The 21,423-nt window shown below is 28.6% G+C and carries 21 protein-coding genes, 1 tRNA gene and 2 pseudogenes; 23 read left to right on the plus strand and 1 reads right to left on the minus strand.

Features of this window, described 5'->3' with window-relative positions:
• From coaE to mgsA, 23 genes and pseudogenes are all read left to right on the plus strand, one after another.
• On the plus strand, window positions 1-606 hold the full coding sequence (gene coaE / locus CRIB_RS01995; RefSeq protein ID WP_180702890.1) for a dephospho-CoA kinase: 606 nt from the start codon (window positions 1-3) through the stop codon (window positions 604-606).
• Window positions 599-1,150: a lytic transglycosylase domain-containing protein gene (locus CRIB_RS02000; RefSeq protein WP_180702891.1), complete on the plus strand. Its 552-nt coding sequence runs from the start codon at window positions 599-601 to the stop codon at window positions 1,148-1,150. The genes coaE and CRIB_RS02000 overlap by 8 nt, the downstream gene beginning before the upstream one ends.
• A 4-nt stretch (window positions 1,151-1,154) precedes the next feature.
• Window positions 1,155-2,813 carry an ABC transporter substrate-binding protein gene (locus tag CRIB_RS02005; RefSeq protein WP_180702892.1) on the plus strand — a complete coding sequence of 553 codons (1,659 nt, stop codon included), beginning with the start codon at window positions 1,155-1,157 and terminating at the stop codon, window positions 2,811-2,813.
• A 106-nt stretch (window positions 2,814-2,919) separates the two neighbouring features.
• Window positions 2,920-3,006, plus strand: a tRNA-Leu gene (locus CRIB_RS02010).
• A 160-nt stretch (window positions 3,007-3,166) separates the two neighbouring features.
• Window positions 3,167-3,385 (plus strand): heavy-metal-associated domain-containing protein, encoded by a 219-nt coding sequence (locus tag CRIB_RS02015; protein ID WP_180702893.1) that lies wholly within the window; start codon window positions 3,167-3,169, stop codon window positions 3,383-3,385.
• 256 nt (window positions 3,386-3,641) lie between these two features.
• Window positions 3,642-4,247, plus strand: coding sequence for a hypothetical protein (locus CRIB_RS02020; protein ID WP_180702894.1), 606 nt, complete (start codon window positions 3,642-3,644; stop codon window positions 4,245-4,247).
• 135 nt (window positions 4,248-4,382) lie between these two features.
• Window positions 4,383-5,093 (plus strand): endonuclease/exonuclease/phosphatase family protein, encoded by a 711-nt coding sequence (locus CRIB_RS02025; protein ID WP_303005394.1) that lies wholly within the window; start codon window positions 4,383-4,385, stop codon window positions 5,091-5,093.
• A gap of 79 nt (window positions 5,094-5,172) precedes the next feature.
• Window positions 5,173-6,087: a TroA family protein gene (locus CRIB_RS02030; RefSeq protein ID WP_180702896.1), complete on the plus strand. Its 915-nt coding sequence runs from the start codon at window positions 5,173-5,175 to the stop codon at window positions 6,085-6,087.
• Between the two features lie 150 nt (window positions 6,088-6,237).
• Window positions 6,238-7,565, plus strand: a pseudogene (gene rsxC / locus CRIB_RS02035) (electron transport complex subunit RsxC).
• A gap of 84 nt (window positions 7,566-7,649) precedes the next feature.
• Window positions 7,650-8,045, plus strand: a pseudogene (locus tag CRIB_RS02040) (Rnf-Nqr domain containing protein); the annotation flags it as partial.
• Between the two features lie 12 nt (window positions 8,046-8,057).
• Window positions 8,058-8,633, plus strand: a complete 576-nt coding sequence (gene rsxA, locus CRIB_RS02045) for an electron transport complex subunit RsxA (protein WP_180702898.1) — start codon at window positions 8,058-8,060, stop codon at window positions 8,631-8,633.
• Between the two features lie 17 nt (window positions 8,634-8,650).
• On the plus strand, window positions 8,651-9,622 hold the full coding sequence (locus tag CRIB_RS02050; protein WP_180702899.1) for an RnfABCDGE type electron transport complex subunit B: 972 nt from the start codon (window positions 8,651-8,653) through the stop codon (window positions 9,620-9,622).
• 202 nt (window positions 9,623-9,824) lie between these two features.
• A complete protein-coding gene (locus tag CRIB_RS02055) occupies window positions 9,825-10,421 on the plus strand; it encodes a Maf family protein (protein ID WP_180702900.1) in 597 nt (198 codons plus the stop codon).
• A 31-nt stretch (window positions 10,422-10,452) separates the two neighbouring features.
• A complete protein-coding gene (gene radC, locus CRIB_RS02060; RefSeq protein WP_180703634.1) occupies window positions 10,453-11,112 on the plus strand; it encodes a RadC family protein in 660 nt (219 codons plus the stop codon).
• Between the two features lie 93 nt (window positions 11,113-11,205).
• Entirely contained in the window at window positions 11,206-12,216 is a 1,011-nt protein-coding gene (locus CRIB_RS02065) for a rod shape-determining protein (protein ID WP_408638565.1), read from the plus strand.
• 10 nt (window positions 12,217-12,226) lie between these two features.
• Window positions 12,227-13,120: a rod shape-determining protein MreC gene (mreC, locus tag CRIB_RS02070; RefSeq protein WP_243633591.1), complete on the plus strand. Its 894-nt coding sequence runs from the start codon at window positions 12,227-12,229 to the stop codon at window positions 13,118-13,120.
• Window positions 13,121-13,133: 13 nt separating this feature from the next.
• Window positions 13,134-13,622 carry a rod shape-determining protein MreD gene (mreD, locus tag CRIB_RS02075; RefSeq protein WP_180702901.1) on the plus strand — a complete coding sequence of 163 codons (489 nt, stop codon included), beginning with the start codon at window positions 13,134-13,136 and terminating at the stop codon, window positions 13,620-13,622.
• A gap of 11 nt (window positions 13,623-13,633) precedes the next feature.
• On the plus strand, window positions 13,634-16,639 hold the full coding sequence (locus CRIB_RS02080) for a penicillin-binding transpeptidase domain-containing protein (RefSeq protein WP_180702902.1): 3,006 nt from the start codon (window positions 13,634-13,636) through the stop codon (window positions 16,637-16,639).
• A 60-nt stretch (window positions 16,640-16,699) separates the two neighbouring features.
• On the plus strand, window positions 16,700-17,380 hold the full coding sequence (locus tag CRIB_RS02085) for a septum site-determining protein MinC (RefSeq protein WP_180702903.1): 681 nt from the start codon (window positions 16,700-16,702) through the stop codon (window positions 17,378-17,380).
• Window positions 17,381-17,410: 30 nt separating this feature from the next.
• A complete protein-coding gene (gene minD / locus CRIB_RS02090) occupies window positions 17,411-18,208 on the plus strand; it encodes a septum site-determining protein MinD (RefSeq protein WP_180702904.1) in 798 nt (265 codons plus the stop codon).
• Window positions 18,209-18,225: 17 nt separating this feature from the next.
• Entirely contained in the window at window positions 18,226-18,510 is a 285-nt protein-coding gene (minE, locus tag CRIB_RS02095) for a cell division topological specificity factor MinE (protein WP_180702905.1), read from the plus strand.
• Window positions 18,511-18,573: 63 nt separating this feature from the next.
• Window positions 18,574-19,692 carry a rod shape-determining protein RodA gene (gene rodA / locus CRIB_RS02100; protein WP_180702906.1) on the plus strand — a complete coding sequence of 373 codons (1,119 nt, stop codon included), beginning with the start codon at window positions 18,574-18,576 and terminating at the stop codon, window positions 19,690-19,692.
• 16 nt (window positions 19,693-19,708) lie between these two features.
• On the plus strand, window positions 19,709-20,122 hold the full coding sequence (gene mgsA, locus CRIB_RS02105) for a methylglyoxal synthase (RefSeq protein WP_180702907.1): 414 nt from the start codon (window positions 19,709-19,711) through the stop codon (window positions 20,120-20,122).
• A 67-nt stretch (window positions 20,123-20,189) separates the two neighbouring features.
• Here the strand turns inward: mgsA and CRIB_RS02110 are convergent, their stop codons facing one another.
• A complete protein-coding gene (locus tag CRIB_RS02110) occupies window positions 20,190-21,383 on the minus strand; it encodes an FprA family A-type flavoprotein (RefSeq protein WP_180702908.1) in 1,194 nt (397 codons plus the stop codon).
• Between the last annotated feature and the right edge of the window lie 40 nt (window positions 21,384-21,423).

Genomic DNA, 21,423 nt, shown 5'->3' on the forward strand with positions numbered 1-21,423 from the left:
ATGATTATATTAGGATTAACAGGAAGCATAGGATGTGGAAAAAGTAGTCTATCTAATATATTAAAAGATAATAATATAAATATAATAGATGCAGATCTAATATCTAGAAAGATTTTTGAAGATAAAAAACTTTTAGCTTTAGTATTTGAACATTTTGGTGATAGTATAAAAAATAAAGATGGAAGTTTAAATAGAAAAGCTTTAGGAAATATAGTGTTTAATGATGATGATAATAAGCTTGTAGAGTTAAATAACTTAACACATCCTAAAATTAAGGAAAAAGTGCTAAAAGAAATAGAAAAAGTTAAATTATATAATAAAGATATAGTAGTAATAGATGCACCTTTATTAATAGAAGGTGGATATTTGGAAATAGTTGATAAAGTAGTAGTTATAACTTGCAATGAGGATATTCAAATAAAAAGAATTCAACAAAGGGATAATTGTAGTAAAGAAGAAGCTTTAAGTAGGATAAGCTCTCAAATGAGTCAAAAAGATAAAGTAAAGTATGCAGATTATGTACTAGACAATTCTGGGGACTTAAAAGAACTTAAAGAGAAAACACATGAATTTTTATTATATATGAAGGAGAACTGGTGTGGCTAAGAAAAAAATATTTTTTGTTTTAGCTATTATTATAATACTATTTACATCATTACTTATAGAAAAGGATATTATTAATAAAATATTATACCCTAGAAAGTATTCTGAATATGTTGAAATATATTCCGAGGAATTTGAATTAGATGAAAATTTAGTATATAGTGTTATTAAGGTTGAAAGCAAGTTTAGAAAAGATGCTGTATCTCATAAAGGCGCTAAAGGACTTATGCAAATAAGTGACATAACTAGAGAATGGGCAAAAGAAGAAATGAATTTAGGAAGTATAGATATATTTGACCCTGAGACCAATATAAAAATAGGTTGTTGGTATTTAAATAAGTTATATAAAGAATTTGGAAGATTAGATTTAGTTGTAGCAGCGTATAATGGAGGTTCAGGGAATGTTAATAAATGGCTAAATGATTATAGCTATAGTAAAGACGGAAAATCGTTAGATTCAATACCATTTGAAGAGACTTCAATGTATGTAAAGAAAATAACTAAGAATTATAAAATGTACAACAAGTTATATAGCAAGGAAGGTTAAATCAATGAATAAGATAAAAATTATGACTGTTATTCTAGTTATTGTAACTAGCTTAGTTGGATGTAGTATGGAAGAACAAAGTGGAGAAGTTTTAGAAAACAAACCTAGTGCAATAACTTCTAAAACTATAAATTTAACTATGATGAAACCTGAAACTATAAATCCGATAACTAATAAAAATAAATCAATCGGTTATATAATGAACTTAATATATGATAGTTTATTTACTATAGACGAAAATTATGATACGGTTCCACAGCTAGTAGAAGAATACAAAATAGAAAATGATGGTATGGTTATAAATATTAAACTAAAAGATATTAAATGGCATGATGGAACTATATTAACTTCTAGTGATGTAAAGTTTACTGTAGATCTAATTAAGCAACATATTGATAGTCCATATAATGCATTAGTTGAAAATATATCATCTATATCAATAATTAATAATAAAGAGTTTAGTATAAATTTTAAGGATAAATATGCTTTTTCTATAGATACATTAATATTTCCTATAGTATCAGAAAAACAACTAGAGAATAATAATGATATAAATAATTATAAAAATAATTTAGTAGGAAATGGGGCATATAAAATAAAAAGTTATGAGGAAAGAAAAAGTCTATCATTAATTATTAATGATAGTTATTATAATCAACTGCCATCAAATGCAAAAAATATAGAAGTTGAAATTGTACCAGATGAGGAAGCGCAAGTATCTATGGTTATATCGTTAGATAGTGATATAGCTAAAATTTCATTAGATGACTTAAGTCAATTCTATGAAAAAGAATTTAAAACAACTACATATGAAAGTAGAGATTATGAGTGTTTACTTTTTAATTATGAGAATGAAGTTTTTAAAGACCTAAATTTTAGAAAAGCTATAGTAAGTTCGATTAACAAGAAGAAGATACTTGAGGAAGGTTATATAAATAATGCGACTTTAGTAGATTTCCCGCTTAATTCTAAGTCAAAATATTATGATAAAGATATAAAGAGTTTAGAGTATAGTAAAGAAAATGCTAAAAAATATCTATCACAAGTAACTTTTGAGACGAATAAAAATATTACTAATGTAAATGAGAATCCAAAGGACACTGATAAAGATGCAGTAGAAGATGTTAATAAATCCAATTTAAAAACAAATAATGAAACAGCTACAAAAGATGATAAAGAGAAAGATATAAAGGAACAAATATCAAAATTAAATTTAAAAATAATAGTAAATAAAGATAATTCTGAAAGAAAAAAATCAGCTTATATAATAAGTGAGGATTTAAAAGATATAGGTATAAAAAATACAATTGAAGAGTTATCAAGTGAAGATATGAGTAAAGCTTTAAATGAGAAAAATTATGACTTAGCATTAGTTGGATGGGAGTTATCTTTAGCACCAGACGCTACTAATATACTTGAGAGTATAGGATATGAAGATGAAAGATTAACTAATTACATTAATTCATTACAAAATGCAACTACAGAATCTCAAATAAGTGATATATATAAATCGATTCAAAAATATGTAAATGAAAATGCATTATTTATGAGTTTAGTTATTAGAGATGATTATATAGTAAATAATAGGAGAATAGAAGGCAAAATAAGTCCTAATAGTTTTGATATATATGAAGGTATTACTAATTTAGATATAGCCAAATAAGTATAAAGGTATCTAATAATTTTATTAGATACCTTTATATTAATATTATATAAAAATATTGAATAATTATCATAAGTTAACTATTCTTATAGTATACTTAAAATCTGCGGAAATGGCGGAATAGGTAGACGCACTATCTTGAGGGGGTAGCGAGTATGTACTTGTGCGGGTTCGACTCCCGCTTTCCGCACCAATATGTTGCTTAAGCGAAGCGAATTTTATATTTTATAATAATTAAAAATCTTATTGATAATATTTAAACTAGAAATAATCGTTATATTTTTAATTTTAACATATATTTAATAAATATTATGATATAATATACCTATATAGGGTATAGGAGGTATATTAATATGAAAAAGAAACTATTAATAGATGGAATGAGTTGTAATCACTGTGTAAATCACTTAAATACCGCTCTTACAGAAGATATAAAAGGAGTTGAAGTTATCGAAATTAGCTTAGAGAACAAATATGCAATAATTGATATGAACGATAATGTAGATACAACTGAATTGAAAGAAGTTATAAACGAATTAGATTTTGAATTAAAAGATATAATAGAATGTTAAAAATAAAGACATCCAAATTAATGGATGTCTTTATTTTTATAAAAAAAGACTTCTATTGGGGGAAAATAGAAGTCTAATGGGGGGAGATTGAGTATGTTTGATTTTACATTAATATTATCTCCATGTTTAATTTATATATACATATAAATTAAACAAATATATAAATTATTTTGATACAGATTTAAAGTTGTTCAAGCATTTAACGCACATTTGAAAATTTATTGAATATAATATAAATAATCAGGGGGGGAGTATCTTGGAAGAGAGGGTATATAAAGAAAATTTAAAAAAAATGATACTAGAAATGGCTCAAGAAGAAATTAGTAATTACTCATCTCAAAAGGGTGTTCAAAAATATTTTGAAGGTAATATAGATAAAATTATAAATGAAAATATAAAAAGCTACTTAGAAGATATAAGTGTAAATAAGATATATTCAAAAATATTGAAAAGAGGTTCTAGTCAAGAAAATATTCAATCTGTGGCTAAAGTAATAAAATCAGAGGAATTGTTTAAATCAAAAAACGAATTGCTTAAATTTGCTAAATATTTAGGAATTAATGTTCATGCAAAAAGTTCATATACTCAAACTTTAAAAAGAATATCTAATTATATATATTCAAATAGAAAAGAATACTCTGAAAAATACGTATCTTATAGAAGAGGTAATGAAGAATATATATTAGAACCAGAAAAGATAAAGCTAGACTTGATAGAAAGTTATAAATCTAAAACAAGAAATGATATGAAATCTATAGCTAGATTGCTAGATATAAATGTAGAAGATGAGGAAGGTGCTGAGGATATAAGACGAAAAGTTATAAATTATATTATGAAAGAAAAACTTACAAAGAAAAAATAAAATCAGAAAATTAAAGATACTTATATAAGTGTCTTTAATTTTTTTTATTCGCATATAATATAAATGAGAGGCAGAAGGAGTTGATATGCTATAAAAAGGGAAAAATTTATTATAATAATTTTGATAATAATTATAATGTCAATATCTTTAATTATAGAGATAAAGTTATTTCCTCCTAGAAGGGAAATTAATATAATAAGTTATAATATACATAGTGGACTTAATAAGAATATGTTTCCTACTCTTTTTGATACGATTGATTTTTTAAAACAATCTGATGCAGATATAATCTGCCTACAGGAAGTGAATGAATCTGCTAGAGCTGGGTTTCAAGTAAGTAGTTTTAAAGAAGAGTTAAAGATGAATTCTCATTTTGGAGCAAATGTTGTAGATTTAGGATTTAATTATGGACTTGTTACGTATTCAAAATATCCAATTAAGGGTGAAGAACATATATATTTAAGTAGTTTTCGTGAGCAACGAGGTATGTTACATACTGTATTAAAAGTTGATTATCAAAAATTACATATAATAAATGTACATTTAGGCTTAGATAATGAAGAACGAGAAATACAAATGAGGGAGTTAGTAGATTTTATAAAAAAATTAGGTGATGAACCTTATATGGTAGTAGGAGATTTTAATCAAGGTGAAGTAACTGTAGATGATGATATATTAAGAGACGTTGCAAAAGAATTAGGAAAAGCAAATATTTTAACTTTCCCAACAGGACTAGATAGAATAGATTATATATTTGTATCATCGGGTATAGAAGTCATAGATTATGATGTTTTTATAAAAGATATGTCAGATCACTATCCTATATTTGCAAGAATAAAAATATAATGACATTAAATTTATATTCATAAATATTAGACAAGTTAAATATACATTAGTAAGAAGATTTTTAGGGGGGAGTTAACTAATGAGTAAAAGAAGAACGATATACAAAGGATTTAATAAAAGAAGAAAAAATAGGATAATAAAGATATATATAATTGGTGCAAGTATATGTCTAATATGTGGGTATGGGTTTATGCAATTTAAAAATAGCAAAATATTTAATAGTATAAAAGAAAATGTTGCATCTATTGAGTTGAAATTACCATTTTTTAATTCAAAAAAATCAGATAATAATAGATTAGAAACTTTTGAGTATAATGATATATCTAAAGAAATAGATGAGATTAAAAAAGAGAATGATGAAGTCAATGAGGATGTGAAAGTTGCAACAGTAAAAGGTTGGAATGTATATACAATACAAGTAGCATCAGTTGAAGATAAAAATGAAATAAGTGAAATAGAAGCGGTATTAAGTAAAGAAAAAGTACCTTTTTCTACTATAGAGATAGATGGAGTAAATAAAGTTCAGACATATGTATCATTTGATAAAGAAAGCATAAGAAATTATTTAGAAAGTATAAGAACGTTATATCCAGATGCGTTTTTAGCAGAAGTAAAAATGCCTGTTTTATCTTTAGAATATACTAGTAAATATTCATATTTAGAAACAATATCAGAACAGTTAAGTAGTCTTATAGATAACTTTGAATTAGAATCTAAATTGTGGACTAATAGCAAGGATAATTTAAATTTAAAAGAGTATAATACTATATTAACTAATAGAAAAACTATGGTTGAAAATATAGAAAAAGAAGTTGAACAAATTGATTATGAAGGAGCAGATGTATTTAAATCTAATTTAATTACATATCTAAATAATGTAGATAAAAATATTGAAGAAGCTTCTAAGTCTGCAAATGAACAAAAGTATAATATAAGTGAGGGTATATTTCTAAATAACTTGCAAGGTTATTTAGCTTTTATAAATTCTATTTAGTAAATTCAAAAGGTTGTTTATACAACCTTTTTTGCTTTAGAATAAATAACTAAAATTTGATAAAAAGCAAAACATGTTAGATTTTGGTTGATACTATAGTATAATAAAAATAAATAGAATAATTATTTATTTTATAGATAGGGGAGAAAAATGAAGTTTTTAACTTTTAAGGGAGGGATACATACTCCATATAATAAAGAGTACTCAGAAAAAAAGCTATAGAAAAAGCAGAAAGTCCAAAAGTAGTATATATACCTCTTCAACAGCATATAGGTGTGCCAGCTAAGGCCATTGTTAAAGTTGGGGATGAAGTTAAGTTAGGCCAAAAAATAGAGGAGCAACAAGGTTTTGTATCTTGTAACATTCATTCATCTGTATCAGGTAAAGCTATAGGAATTAAAGAACATGAATTACCTGGTGGAAGAGGTATTTGTATATTAATTGAAAATGACTTTAAAGATGAAATTCATGAAAACGTTATACCGATTAAAAACGTAGAAAATTTAACTAAAGAAGAAATAGTAAATATAGTTAAAGAAGCTGGAATTGTTGGTATGGGTGGAGCCACATTTTCAACTCATGTTAAGATATCTCCACATCCAGACAAGAATATAGATACTGTTATATTAAATGGAGCTGAATGTGAGTCATATTTAACAGCTGACTATAGGCTTATGTTAGAAAATCCTGAAGATGTAGTTTATGGATTATATATACTTATGAAGGCGTTAGATGTAAAAAAATGTTACATAGGTATAGAGGTAAATAAGCCAGATGCTATAGAATCTATAGAAAAAGAAGTTAAAAAATATGACAATATTGAAGTTGCAAGGCTTGAAATAAAATATCCTCAAGGAGCTGAAAAGCAACTTATATATGCATGTACAAAGAGAGAAGTTCAATCAGGAAGACTTCCTATGGATGCAGGTGTTGTTGTAAATAACGTTGCAACAGCAGCACAAATCGCAAAAACTATAAAAACAGGCATGCCTTTAGTTGAAAGGATAACTACAGTAACAGGTAGCTGTATAACTGAGCCTAAAAACTTAGTAACTAGAGTGGGGACTTTAGTATCTGAAATAATAGAACAATGTGGAGGTTTCAAAGAAGGTAAAACTGTTGGAAAAATTATAATGGGTGGACCAATGATGGGGATTGCACAGTATACAATAGACATTCCTACGAATAAAGGTGCGTCAGGAATATTATGTTTAGATGAGCAGGAGGCAAAAACTCCGAAATCACAAAATTGCTTAAGGTGTAGAAAATGTCTAGATGTATGCCCTGCATTTTTACAACCATTATTCATAAGCGCTCATTCATTAAGAAATGATTATGAAAGTGCAGAAAGTTATAGAGCTTTAGATTGTATTGAATGTGGATCATGTTCATTTATATGTCCGGCAAGGAGGCCGTTACTTCAATCAATAAGAAATGCAAAAAGAGAAATAATAGCAAATACAAAAACAAATTGCTAATAAATAGGTTAAATTAGGGGGAAAATGATGGAAAATAAACTGATAGTATCATCGTCTCCTCATGTGAGAAGTAATCAAGATACATCATATATAATGAAACAAGTTGTAATAGCAACTTTTGTTACTATGGTAGGTATGTTACTTAAGGCATATATACCAGCATTAGGTGACGCATTAGGTTTATTTATACCTTTAATAGTTGTTAACTGCTTAATACTAGCTCGTGCAGAGAGTTTCGCATCTAAAAACACTCCTATAAAATCAGCAGTAGATGGAATTGGAATGGGCTTAGGATTTACATTAGCATTAACAGCTTTAGGGGTAGTAAGAGAAATATTAGGTAATGGTACTTTATTTGGAATGGGTTTATTTGGTGCATCTTACCAACCGGCGCTATTATTTATACTACCTCCAGGAGCGTTCTTATCATTAGGATTTTTACTTGCAGGGTTTAATAAGTTAAAAAATAAAAAGGCATAGGGGGAAGAAATAATGAATTTAATACTTTTATTTTTAAGTATAGTACTTGTAAATAATGTTATAACTTCTCAGTTTATGGGGATATGTCCTTTCTTAGGTGTATCTAAAAAGGTTGATACGGCTATAGGTATGGGGGCTGCCGTTACATTTGTTTTAACTCTAGCTTCTTTTATAACATACTTTGTTCAAAAATTATTAGAAATAACAAATAATCAATTTTTACAAACAATAGCATTTATATTAGTGATAGCATCTATAGTTCAATTTGTTGAGATGGTTATACAAAAGACAAGCCCATCGTTATATCAAGCGTTAGGGGTATTTTTACCTCTTATAACTACAAACTGTGCAGTTTTAGGTATAGCACTTGTTAACGTTCAAAATAACTATAATTTAGTAGAAACAATGGTAAATGGATTTGGAGCAGGAATAGGATTTACGTTATCTATAGTTTTGTTTGCTGGAATAAGGGAAAGACTAGAACTAGCGGATATACCAGAAAGTTTTAAGGGATTTCCAGCAACTATGATAGCGGCTAGTTTAATGTCAATAGCTTTTTTAGGATTTTCGGGTCTTATAAATCTATAAATTAGGGGGTGAATGTAGTGTCGATATTAAGTTCTGTTTTAGTTTTAGGGGCATTAGGGCTGATATTTGGTATGGTTTTAGCATATGCTTCTAAAAAATTTGCAGTAGAAGTAGATGAAAGAGTAGAAGCTATTCTTGAAATACTTCCTGGAGCTAACTGCGGTGGATGTGGATTTCCAGGTTGCACAGGACTTGCAAATGCAATTGTAGAAGGGTATGCTGACTTAAATTCTTGTCCTGTAGGTGGATCGGATTGTGCATCTAAAATAGGAGAAATAATGGGTATATCCTCTGAAAGTGAAGAAAGGCAAGTAGCTAAAGTATTATGTAAGGGAAATTGTCAAAGTGCTAAAAATAAATATGAATATGAAGGGATACAAGATTGTAAATCTGCGAGTATGCTAAATTCAGGTCCAAAGGATTGTAGGTTTGGATGTTTAGGACTTGGAACTTGTAAGGAGTACTGTAAGTTTGATGCTATTTCTATAATAGATGGACTAGCTATAATAGATGAAGAAAAATGTGTAATGTGTGGTAAATGTATAGAAGTTTGCCCTAAATCTATAATAGGTAGAAAACCAGCTAGTAAAAAGGTAGTAGTTGAATGTAGTAGCAAAGATTTTGGTAAAACTGTTAAAGAAAAATGTAGTGCAGGATGTATAGGTTGTGGATTATGTCAAAAATCTTGTCTATTTGGAGCTATTGAATTTGAAAATAAAATAGCTAAGATAAATTATAAAAAATGTGTTGAGTGTATGGAGTGTGTAAGAAAGTGCCCTGCTAAGGTAATAAAGGGAGATATTAGCAAGAAACAAAAGGTAGCAATAAATAAAGAACTTTGTGTTGGATGTACAATTTGCAAAAAACAATGTAAATTTGATGCGATACAAGGTGAATTGAAAGAAAATCATATTGTCGATGAATCTAGATGTGTAGGCTGTCATTTATGTATACAAAAATGTCCTAAAAAAGCTATTAAAACTATATAATATGGATAAAATAAAGGTATGATTTTTCATATCTTTATTTTTTTGTTGTTAACAAATTTTAAATATTACTAAAATGTAACTAATTTTTATTGTTAATTAGCTATATACTATATATAAACGTTCGACATTTGTGTTGAAATTTTTACAATATAATGATAGACTTAATAGGTACAAATTATAAGTACTATAATGAGGTGAATCAATGAATATAATCTTGGCATCAGCCTCTCCTAGAAGAAAAGAAATTTTAGAAAATGCTAGTGTTAAATTTGAGGTAATGGCAAGTTCCATAGAAGAATTAACATTAGATGGTGAGTCTCCTTGTCAAATGGTCATGAGGCTTGCGTTTGAAAAAGGAATGGATATAGCGTCGAGACAAAAAAACGATTTGATTATAAGTGCAGATACTATTGTTGTAATAGACAACACTGTATTAGGAAAGCCTGAAAATGAGATAGAAGCAAGGAAAATGATAACAAGCTTATCTGGTAGAACTCATCAGGTTATAACAGGAATTAGCTTAATAAATTTAGATAACAATAAAAAGATAATAGACTATGTAATTAGTAATGTTAAATTTAAAAATCTATCTGAAGAAGATATAAATGATTATATAAGAACTAAGGAATCTTTAGATAAAGCAGGAGCTTATGGAATACAAGGATATGGGGCACTATTAGTAGATGAAATTCAAGGTGACTATTTCAATATAGTAGGATTACCTATATCTAGATTAAGTGATTTATTAAAAAAACATTTTAACATAAATCTTTTTATGGAGGGCGATGTATCTGAATAAAACTTTTAATGCAAATATGACAGTTAAAGAGATGGCATTAGAAGAAAGACCTAGAGAAAAAATGCTTGCACAAGGTGAAAAAAGTTTGTCTAATGCAGAGTTATTAGCAATTATTCTTAGAACAGGAACGAAGCAGAAAAATGTAATTGACTTAGCAAATTACATAATAAATAAAGATTCTCAAGGAATAAGGTATCTACAAGATATAACTATTGAACAATTATGTGAAATAGATGGCGTAGGATTAACCAAGGCAACTATGATAAAAGCATCATTAGAGCTAGGCAGAAGAGTCGCAAGTTTTAAACCTAATAAGTATAAGGTTAAAAATCCTTGGGACATATATAAATATTATATGGATAGTTTAAGGTATCTAAAAAAAGAAGTTTTTAAGGTAGTTCTTTTAAATACAAAAAATGAAATAATAACCGATGTTGATGTATCCGTAGGAACTTTAAATTCATCATTGGTACATCCGAGGGAAGTTTTTATAGAAGCAATAAAAAGAAGTTCAAATAAAATTATCTTAATACATAATCACCCATCTGGAAGTATAGAACCTTCCCTAGAGGATAAAAATATAACTAAAAGACTTATTAGATGTGGAGAAATAATAGGAATAGAAGTTATAGATCATATAATAATTGGAGATGGAATGTATTTTAGCTTTAAAGAAAATATGGTGATTTAATTTGAAAAAATAGGAAGGATAATAATTATGACTAAAGAAAAGAAAGAAAAAAAAGAGAAAAAAGGATTAATGTCTATGTTTGGATTTAAAAAAATGACAAAAGACATGGGGATAGATTTAGGAACAGCTAATACTTTAGTTTATATAAAAGGACAAGGGATAGTAGTAAGAGAACCATCTGTTGTTGCAATAAGAGATGACAGTAAGGAAGTTTTAGCAGTTGGTGAAGAAGCTAAAAAAATGATAGGTAGAACACCAGGTAATATAGTAGCTATAAGACCTATGAAAGATGGAGTTATAGCTGATTTTGATGTGACTGAATCTATGCTTAGATACTTCATACAAAAAGCAGCTGCTAAAAAAGGTGTTATAACACCAAGAATAGCTATATGTGTTCCTTATGGAGTTACGGAAGTAGAAAAAAGAGCGATAGAAGAAGCAGCAAGACAAGCAGGTGCTAGAGATGCTTATCTTATAGAAGAACCAATGGCGGCGGCTATAGGTGCTGGCCTTAAAGTGGAAGAACCAGAAGGTAATATGGTTGTAGATATCGGTGGAGGTACTACTGAAATAGCTATAATATCTTTAGGTGGTATCGTTACAGCTAAATCAATAAGAATCGGTGGGGATGAATTTGATGAATCTATAGTTAGTTATGTTAAAAAAGAATATAATTTAGCTATAGGTGAGAGAACAGCTGAAGATGTAAAAATAAGCATAGGATCTACTTTTAAGGATGATCAAGAACAAAATATGCAAATAAGAGGTAGAGATTTAATATCAGGATTACCTAAAACAATAGAAATAAGTTCAGCAGAAGTAAGAGATGCATTAAAAGAGCCTATAAACTCAATAATAGATGCAATAAAATCAACTTTAGAAAAGACACCACCAGAATTAGCATCAGATATAATGGAGAACGGAATAATGTTAACAGGAGGGGGAGCATTACTTAGAGGTCTAGATAAACTGGTTAAGCAAGAAACTGGTATGCCAGTACAAATAGCTGAGAATCCTCTAGATTGTGTTGCTTTAGGAACAGGTAAGTCAGTAGAAGATCAAGAAATATTTGAAAAAGTATTAATGATGAATGCTAGAAAGTAATTAAAAGTTGGTGATATCTTTGAGATTCGATAAGAACAAAAAAGAAAAAAAGATTAATTTAAAAGTGATAGCAACCGGTGTAGTTGCTATCACTTTAATTGGAATTGTAGGAATATCTATAGGTAGATATTCAGGAAATAATCCTATAGGAGATAAGTTTGTTTTAGATATAATAGAACCTATAGGAAAGAATTTAAACAATGGGTTTACATTTTTAAAAGATAATATTAAAGACATAATAAACTATAAAAATAACTCTAAAAAGGTTGATAGTTTACAAGATGAAAATGAAAAATTAAAAGAAGAGATAATAGCATTAAATAATCAATTAGATGATGTTCAATCTCTTGATAGTCTAAAAAAAGCTTTAAACTATATAGATGAAAAATACCAAGCAAAAAGTATTTCAGCAAGTGTAGTTGGAAAAAATGATGGAAATTGGTATGATTCATTTATTATAGGTGCTGGCAAAAATCAAGGTGTTAAAGAAGAAAGTATAGTTACAAATGGAAATGGTTTGGTAGGAATTGTATATGAAGTTTCTGATAACTATAGTAAAGCTATATCTTTATTAGATACAAAGTCATCTGTAAGTTTTAAGTTATTAAAAGACTCTAATTTTAAGGGTGTTATAACTCAAAACTCTACGTTAGATGATAAAGAAAATTATAAAAATAAAGGTTACCTATGTGGATATATGTTTGATAGTTCATATAATGTATTGCCTGGTGATGTAATAACAACATCTGGTCTAGGGCTTTATCCTGAAGGAATACCTATAGGAGAAGTTGATAAAGTTATAGATGATAAAAATAAATCTATGAAATATGTAGTAGTTAAGCCGTATGTAAACTTTAAAAATATAGATGATGTTATTATTATTGAACCAAGGAATATAGGGTAAAGGTGTTATAATTATGAAGAAGATTTTACTTTGTTTTTTAGGGATTTTGCTAGCAATAGTTGAAATTAGTATCACTAATTACATAGACATATTTAATGTGAGTTTTAACTTACTTACAATTTACATAACTATAATATCACTTTACTTGGACGAGACAGATGTGAGTATAATAGGTGCTATAATAGGTCTTGTAAAAGATATGAACGTAGGTGGAATATTTGGTGTTAATGCGTTAATCTTATTTACAATAGGATATGGAATTAGCTTTTTAAAAAATAAAATATATAAAGAAAGCAATATAACTATATTTGCATTAGTATTTATAGCTAGTTTGTTTGATTCTATGGTAAATATAGCCACAGCAATACCAGTTTATAATACTTATGGAATATTAAATTTAGTTATAAAAGGCATAATCACTATTCCTTTGATTAACTCAATTTTGAGTGTATTACTATATAACCTATTTAAAACATCGATACTTAAACTTAAAGAAGATTAGTTGGTGATTGAATGGAAGAAAAGAAAAAAGTAGATAGATTATCTATAATAAAGAATCTTATATTAGTAGCTTTTGTAGTTATATTAGTAAAGATATTATATATGACGACTTTTAAATATGAACATTATACTGAGTTAGCTGAGAATAAAACTTATAAGCAACTTTTAATAAAAGCACCTAGAGGTGAAATAAGAGATAGATATGGAAGGCTACTTGCAGGAAATAAAAACTTATTTACAGTTCAAGTATCAGGAGATGGAATAAAAAGAAAAGACTCAAACGGAAAGTCTATGGCGAATGATATATGTTTAAAACTTATAAATTTATTAGAAAAAAATAATGAAGAGTACACAGATGAGTTTCCTATATATATAAAAGATGGAAAGTACTACTATACATTTGATAAAAATATAAGAGAATATAAGAATGATAAGGATAATAATATACCTCAAGAGCTAGATGCTAAAGAAAGTTTTTATTATTTGGTTGACAAGTTAATATCTGAAGGTGTACTTACTCAAGATGATAGAAATTTAGAGCCTAGTAAGCTTCAAAAAAAATTAAATGAAAATGGATATTATCCGCCTATTCTAGTTAGTAAATGGCTATTTACAGAAGAAAAGAATAAACAAGATTGGTTAGAAAGTTATGGCATAACAGATGCCAATATAACTGCAAAAAAAGCGTTTAATAAAATAAGAAATAGCAAGAGTTATCAGATAGATAAAAGCTTAAGTGATTTAGATGCAAGAAAAATATTAGTAGTAAGAGATCTTATAAAGTCTCAAGGATATTCTCAATATAATCCAGTAACTATAGCAAAAGATATAAGTCAAGAGACAATATCACAACTTGAAGAAAGTGCTATAGAATTACCAGGGGTGTCAGTGGCAGTAGAACCAGTAAGATATTATCCAAATACAACTTTAGCATCTCATATATTAGGAAATATGGGTAAAATGCCATCTGGACAAGAAGATATGTATCTTAACAGAGAAGAAGGGAAAACTTATTCTAAAGGAGACATCGTAGGTATATCTGGAATAGAAAAAAGCTATGAAGAACAACTACGTGGAGTTGATGGATACCAAAAAGTACAGGTTGATGCATTAGGAAGGATAACTAAGGAATTAGAAGTATCAGAGCCACAGTCGGGAGATAATGTATATCTTAGTATAGATAAAGATTTGCAAGAAGATACAGAAAATGCACTAAAAGGAGTATTACAAGCACTTAAAGTTGGAGGAACGTATAAAAGTAAATATGGAGATAAAACCTTAAATGCAGCACCAAATGCTGAGTCAGGTGCGGTTGTAGCTATAGATGCTAAAACAGGTGATGTTTTATCTATGGCAAGTTATCCAAATTATGATCCAAATAAATTTGTTAATGGGATATCATATGAAGATTATAACGCATTACAGCCTGAAAATAAAAATGATGTTTTAGCGGCAAATCCACAAGTTAACTTAGCTACACAAGGAGTATTCCAACCTGGTTCAACATTTAAGATGGTAACAGGAATGGCAGCTATAGATAATGGATTAAGTCCAAATTATGCAATACAAGATACTGGAGTAATAAGATTAGGTGGACCATCGAGTAGACCATTTGCTGACCTAATATGGCACAAGTCTAGAAGCAATCATGGATACACAGACTTATATAAAGCAATACAAGAATCTTGTAATGTATACTTCTACACAATAGGATCTGGAAAAAATTACATAGGCGGAAAAGATCCAAGCGTTAAAGTTGGAGCAGAAGGTATAATAGAATATGCTAAGAAATTTGGACTTGATGATTATACTGGATTAATTGAAGAAATATCTGAAAGAAAAGGTAGTGTTCCTAATATGGAAGCTAAGCTTGAAACTACAAAAACTTTATTAAGAGAGTATCTTACAAAAGAAATGGCAAATGATTTTACAGATATAAGTAAATCTAAAGATTCTAAAGAATACGAAAAAAGAATAGAAGAAATAGTTTCTTGGGCAGATGAAACAAAAACTGTAGGTAGAGTAGAAGCTATAAAAAGACTTACTGAAATGAAAGTCAAAGAAGATAGAGTTGAAACTTTAGCAGACGAGATAGTATTTAGTTATTTAAATTTTGCAAAATGGAGTACTGCAGATACATTTAATATATCTATAGGTCAAGGTGAAAACCAATATACACCTGCTCAGATGGCAAGATATGTCGCAGCTATTGGTAACGGAGGAAATTTAGTAGAGTTATCAGTAGTAGATAGGGTTATATCAAATGATTATAATAATGTAGATATAGATGAAAATAAAGTAGAAAAAATAGATTTCAATAATCCTGAAAAATTAAAAGATTTAATAGAAGGTATGAAAAGAGTTTGTACACAAGGTTCAGGAAAAGGAATATTTGGTCCAAGTTATCCAATAAGTGTGGCAGCTAAAACTGGAACTGCAGAAAAAAGTGGTAAAATACCTACAGAAAATGAAGTTGAGTATTTAAAGAGTCATATGTCATCTTATGGAGTTTCTACAGATGAAGCGGTTAGCCTTGCTGAAAAAATGAAGAAAGAAAGAGAAAGAGAGCTAACAGAAGAAAGAATAAAGGAAATAGAAGAAGAGTTAGAAAGAAAAGATTTAAAAGAAGAAGAAAGAAAGTCTTTAGAAGAAGAATTAGAAGATGGTGTAAATGTTAAATTAGAAAATAATGATAAAGTAAATGCATCATATTTAAGAAAGGCAATAAAGGAATTAAATCCTAATATGAATGATGAAAAAATAGATATATATAAAAGTAGTTATGAGCCATTTGCTTGGGCCGTAGCAGTTGCTCCAGCAGATGACCCTGAGATAGCAGTAGTTGCTATGATTCCGCAAGGAGAAAGTAGTAGTAATGCAATGTTACTTATTAGAGAAGTATTAGGTTCATATTTTGATTTAGGTAATAATAAAGACGAAAAAGATAATAAAAATGATGAAAATACTGATACAATAGAAAAAGAAAACATAAATTTTGTATCACAAATGAAAAAATAAAAAGGAATTAGGGATTTTTTAAAGAATATATAACAATGATATATCATTCTGGAGGTTGTTATGTCTTTGAATGAATTTACAACTAGTGAATTAGTAGAATTTAAGGGTAGCAAAAAAGGTATAATTGTAAATATCAAAAGGAAGGCGACTTTTGATGAAATAAAAAGTAGTATAATAGATAAATTAGAATCATCTATTGGATTTTTTAATGGAGCAAAGATTTGTTCTATAAGATGTGAGTATTTAAGTGATATACAGATTTTAATGTTAAAAGATAATATATCATCTAAATTTGATGTAGAGTTTATTGAAGATTACAATAAAAAAGAAGTTATAAGTTTTCAAACTAAATATGTAACGAATTTAAGATCAGGTGAAAATATTGAGTTTGATGGAGATGTAATTGTAATGACTGATATGAAATCTGGATCACAGGTAAGTGCTACAGGCAATGTTGTCGTTATGGGAGATATAAGTTCTGGTTCTAGAGTAGTAGCAAATGGAAATGTTATCGTTATGGGCTCTGTAGCTGGATTTATACATGCTGGAGCAAATGGAAATAAGAATGCATATGTAGTTGCAGGAAATTTAAATCCTAAAGTATTGCAAATATCTAGGAATTTTGCTGAAGCACCAGATGATGAAAGCTATGAAGAGAATAAAAATAATATACCAGAAATAGCATTTGTGAGTAATGATATAATTGTTATAGAGAGTTACTTACCGAAAACGATAAAATAAAGAAGTATTAATTATACAGGGGGTAGTGTTATGAGTGAAGTTATAGTTATAACATCAGGTAAAGGTGGAGTTGGAAAAACTACTACCGCAGCTAACTTAGGAACTGCACTAAGCTTAGAAAATAAAAAGACAGTTATAGTAGATGCAGATATTGGTCTTAGAAACTTAGATGTAGTTATGGGACTTGAAAATAGAATAGTTTATGATATAGTTGATGTTGTTGAAGGTACATGCAGATTAAAACAAGCATTAATAAAAGATAAGAGATTTGAAAATTTATACCTATTACCTGCAGCTCAAACTAGAGATAAAAATGCAGTTACAGTTGAACAAATGAGTGATTTATGTAATAAACTTAGAGAATCATTTGATTATATAATAATAGACTGCCCAGCAGGTATAGAGCAAGGATTTAAAAATGCTATAGCAGGAGCAGATAGAGCTATAGTTGTTACAAATCCAGAAGTATCAGCAGTTAGAGATGCGGATAGAATAATAGGATTATTAGAAGCTAATGAAATAAATGATATAAGATTAGTAATAAATAGAATAAGACACGATATGGTAAGACGTGGCGATATGATGAATAAAGAAGACATTATAGAAATACTAGCTATTAAATTATTAGGTTTAGTACCTGACGATGAAAGTATAATAGTTTCGACTAATAAAGGAGAGCCTGCTATACTTGATAATAAGTCTCTCGCTGGACAAGCATATAAGAATATAGCAAGAAGGATATTAGGAGATGAAGTACCAATGTTAGAATTACAAGAAGAAGCTAATATCTTTACTAAAATAAAGAAAATATTTGGTATGGCTAAATAGTAAAGGAGGATATATCTATGTTAGATTTATTTAAAGTTTTTTCTAATGAATCTAAAACTAGCAAATCTGTAGCGAAAGAAAGATTAAAACTAGTTTTAGTACATGATAGAGTTGATTGTTCTCCTAAGCTTTTAGATTTGATAAAAACAGATATTCTTAAAGTTATAGCTAATTATGCTGAAATAGAAGAAGACGGCCTTGAAATAAAAATGTCAAAGTCTAGAGGGGAAAATGGTGATCTGCCGGTATCTGCATTAGTTGCAAATATACCACTAAGAAATATAAAAGAGAGAAAAATGTAAGGGTAAAGGGGGATTATTATCCCCCTTTATGTTTTTTATTGATTTTAGAAAGACGGTGAGAATATGGCTGAACGTAAATCGATGATTAAATTGATAAAACAACTAGATTGGAAGCTTATAATTATAGTGCTTTGTATATTTTCTTTTGGATTATTAATACTAAGTAGTGCGACTCATGCAAATGAGACAGGTAACTACTTCCAACTTTATAAGCAAGGTTCTGCTTTTGGTTTAGGAGTGTTAATGATAATAGGAATACTAATGTTTGACTATAATTTTTTAGGCAAATATTATAAAGGTTTATATGTTATTAGTTTAATTTTACTGGGTGTTGTTTTGATACCTGGCATAGGTGCTGAAAGAGGAGGGGCAAGGTCTTGGCTAAATTTAGGACCTTTAGATTTTCAGACATCTGAATTAGTTAAACTAACTTTTATATTAAGTTATGCTAAAATAGTAGAGTCTAAGAAGGATAAATTAAATACCTTAAAAGAGATAATACCTGTTGTTATTTATGCAATACCTTTTATAGGTTTGTTATTTGCACAACCAGATTTAGGTACGGCTATAGTATTTTGTTGTATAATTGCGGGGATGTTGTTTACTGCAGGTCTTAATATAAAGCTAATAAAAAGAGTTATCATTATAGCTATAGTGTCGTTGCCAATAATGTATATGATGATGGCATCGCACCAAAAAGAAAGAATAGAAGCATTCTTACATCCAGATGATCCTACATATAAGGGAAACTATCAAGTTATACAGTCTATGATAGCTATAGGCTCTGGAGGTTTAACTGGTAAGGGCTTATATAATGGAACTCAAAACCAAGAAGGTTTTTTACCAGTACAAGAAAGTGATTTTATATTTGCTGTTATAGGAGAAGAATTAGGTGTAATAGGAATGTTTGTTGTAATATTACTTTATACATTATTCTTGATTAGAATGATAATACTTGCAAGAGAAGCTAAAGATTTTTATGGAACTCTTATAGTGATCGGTGTTATGAGTATGTTTGCTTATCAAATTATACAAAATATTGGTATGACTGTAGCTGTAATTCCTGTAACTGGAGTAACACTTCCATTTATAAGTTATGGGGGTAGCTCTTTGCTTACATCATTAGCAAATTTAGGATTAGTATTAAATGTTGGTATGAGAAGGAAAAAAATAAACTTTTAAAATCGGAGGAGAGAATATGAATATAGCATTAATAGCACATGATGAAATGAAAGATACAATGATAGGTTTCTGTATAGCATATGAAAGAATACTAAAAAAGTATGGTTTATATGGTACTGGCACAACAGGAAAGAGAATAATGGATGAAACAGATCTTAATGTAAATAGATTGGCATCTGGACCACTAGGTGGTGATCAGCAAATAGGAGCGCTAATAGTATCTCAAGATATAGATTTAGTTATATTTTTAAGAGATCCACTTACAGCACAAGCACATGAACCTGATATACAAGCGCTTATAAGATTATGTGATGTATATCATGTGCCTATAGCTACAAACTTAGCTTCAGCTGAAATATTTATTAATGCATTGAATAGAGGGGAACTTTCTTGGAGGGAAGTTAGAAAAACTACTAGCCAAAGAGTTTAATTTTAATAAAATACCGATTGAAATTTATATAAAAAAGCATCTGTAATTACAGATGCTTTTTTATATATTATTTTATTAACTTAGCAAATTCTTTACCAAAGTTTACACATTCCTGAAGCGTTTCTTCTGAAGGGAAGAATTTCTTTTTCATAGAAGGTACAGGCATTTTAAAGGCCATAGATTTTATTAAGGTTTCAGCCATAGTTATACCTTCACCACTCCAACCATAAGAACCGAAAACTCCACCTATTTTACCTACATTAGCCATAGGATCTATGACAGAGAATAAATCCCACATTGGCTTAACCATAGTTTTATTAATTGTTGGAGAACCTAATAAGATTACTTTAGACATAACTACTGCGTCATGCATTTCTTTTAAACTCATATTTTCTAAGTCATATAAAGTAACCTTACATCCTTCTTCAAGTAAGCCTTTTTCTATATTTTTAGCCATAACTAAAGTATTAGTATATGCAGATAAATAGAATACAGCAACTTGGTTTTGATTAGTACTATTAACTACTTCTGTAGACCAATCTAAATATCTTTTAACTTGAGCCATAGGATCTTTAGTAAGCATTGGTCCATGTGATGTTAATATAGTATCAAAGTCTAATTTTAAATCAACAACTTTATTGATAGCATTTAGTACATGTTTAGCAAAAGGCTTAACTATACAATCGTAATAGTGTTTAGCTGATTTTAAATAATCTTCACTTTCAACTGCATCAGCATCAACATTTGCAAAATGACAGCCAAAAGCATCACAAGTAAATAATGTTTTATCTTCTTCAACGTAAGTAAACATAGTATCAGCCCAATGTAAGAAAGGAGCAGTTATAAACTTAAGATTTCTTTTACCTATGTTTAAAACTTCACCATCAGTTATAACATGGCATTTGAATGGTTTGTTTATTTGTTCGTCTAAGTACATTTTAGCTGCTTTAGTGCAGAATACTTCTATGTTTGGATTTAAATCTAATATATATTTTAAGCTACCAGCATGGTCCGGCTCAGTGTGGTGTATAACTACATAATCTATATCAGCCACATCCGTAACCTTAGATATATTATTTAAAAATTCATCTTTAAAGTTTGGCTTAACAGTATCGAATAAAACAGTTTTTTCATCCTTTATTATATAAGCATTATAAGTTGTACCAAACTCAGTTTCCATTATGATATCAAAAACTTCTAAATCTTTATCAACAACACCTGTAAAGTAAATATCTTTTTTTACTTCAAATATATCACTCATAAAAAATCCTCCTAAAAATTAACTATATATATTAATATGT

The sequence above is a fragment of the Romboutsia ilealis genome (genome assembly GCF_900015215.1).
Classification (GTDB): domain Bacteria; phylum Bacillota; class Clostridia; order Peptostreptococcales; family Peptostreptococcaceae; genus Romboutsia; species Romboutsia ilealis.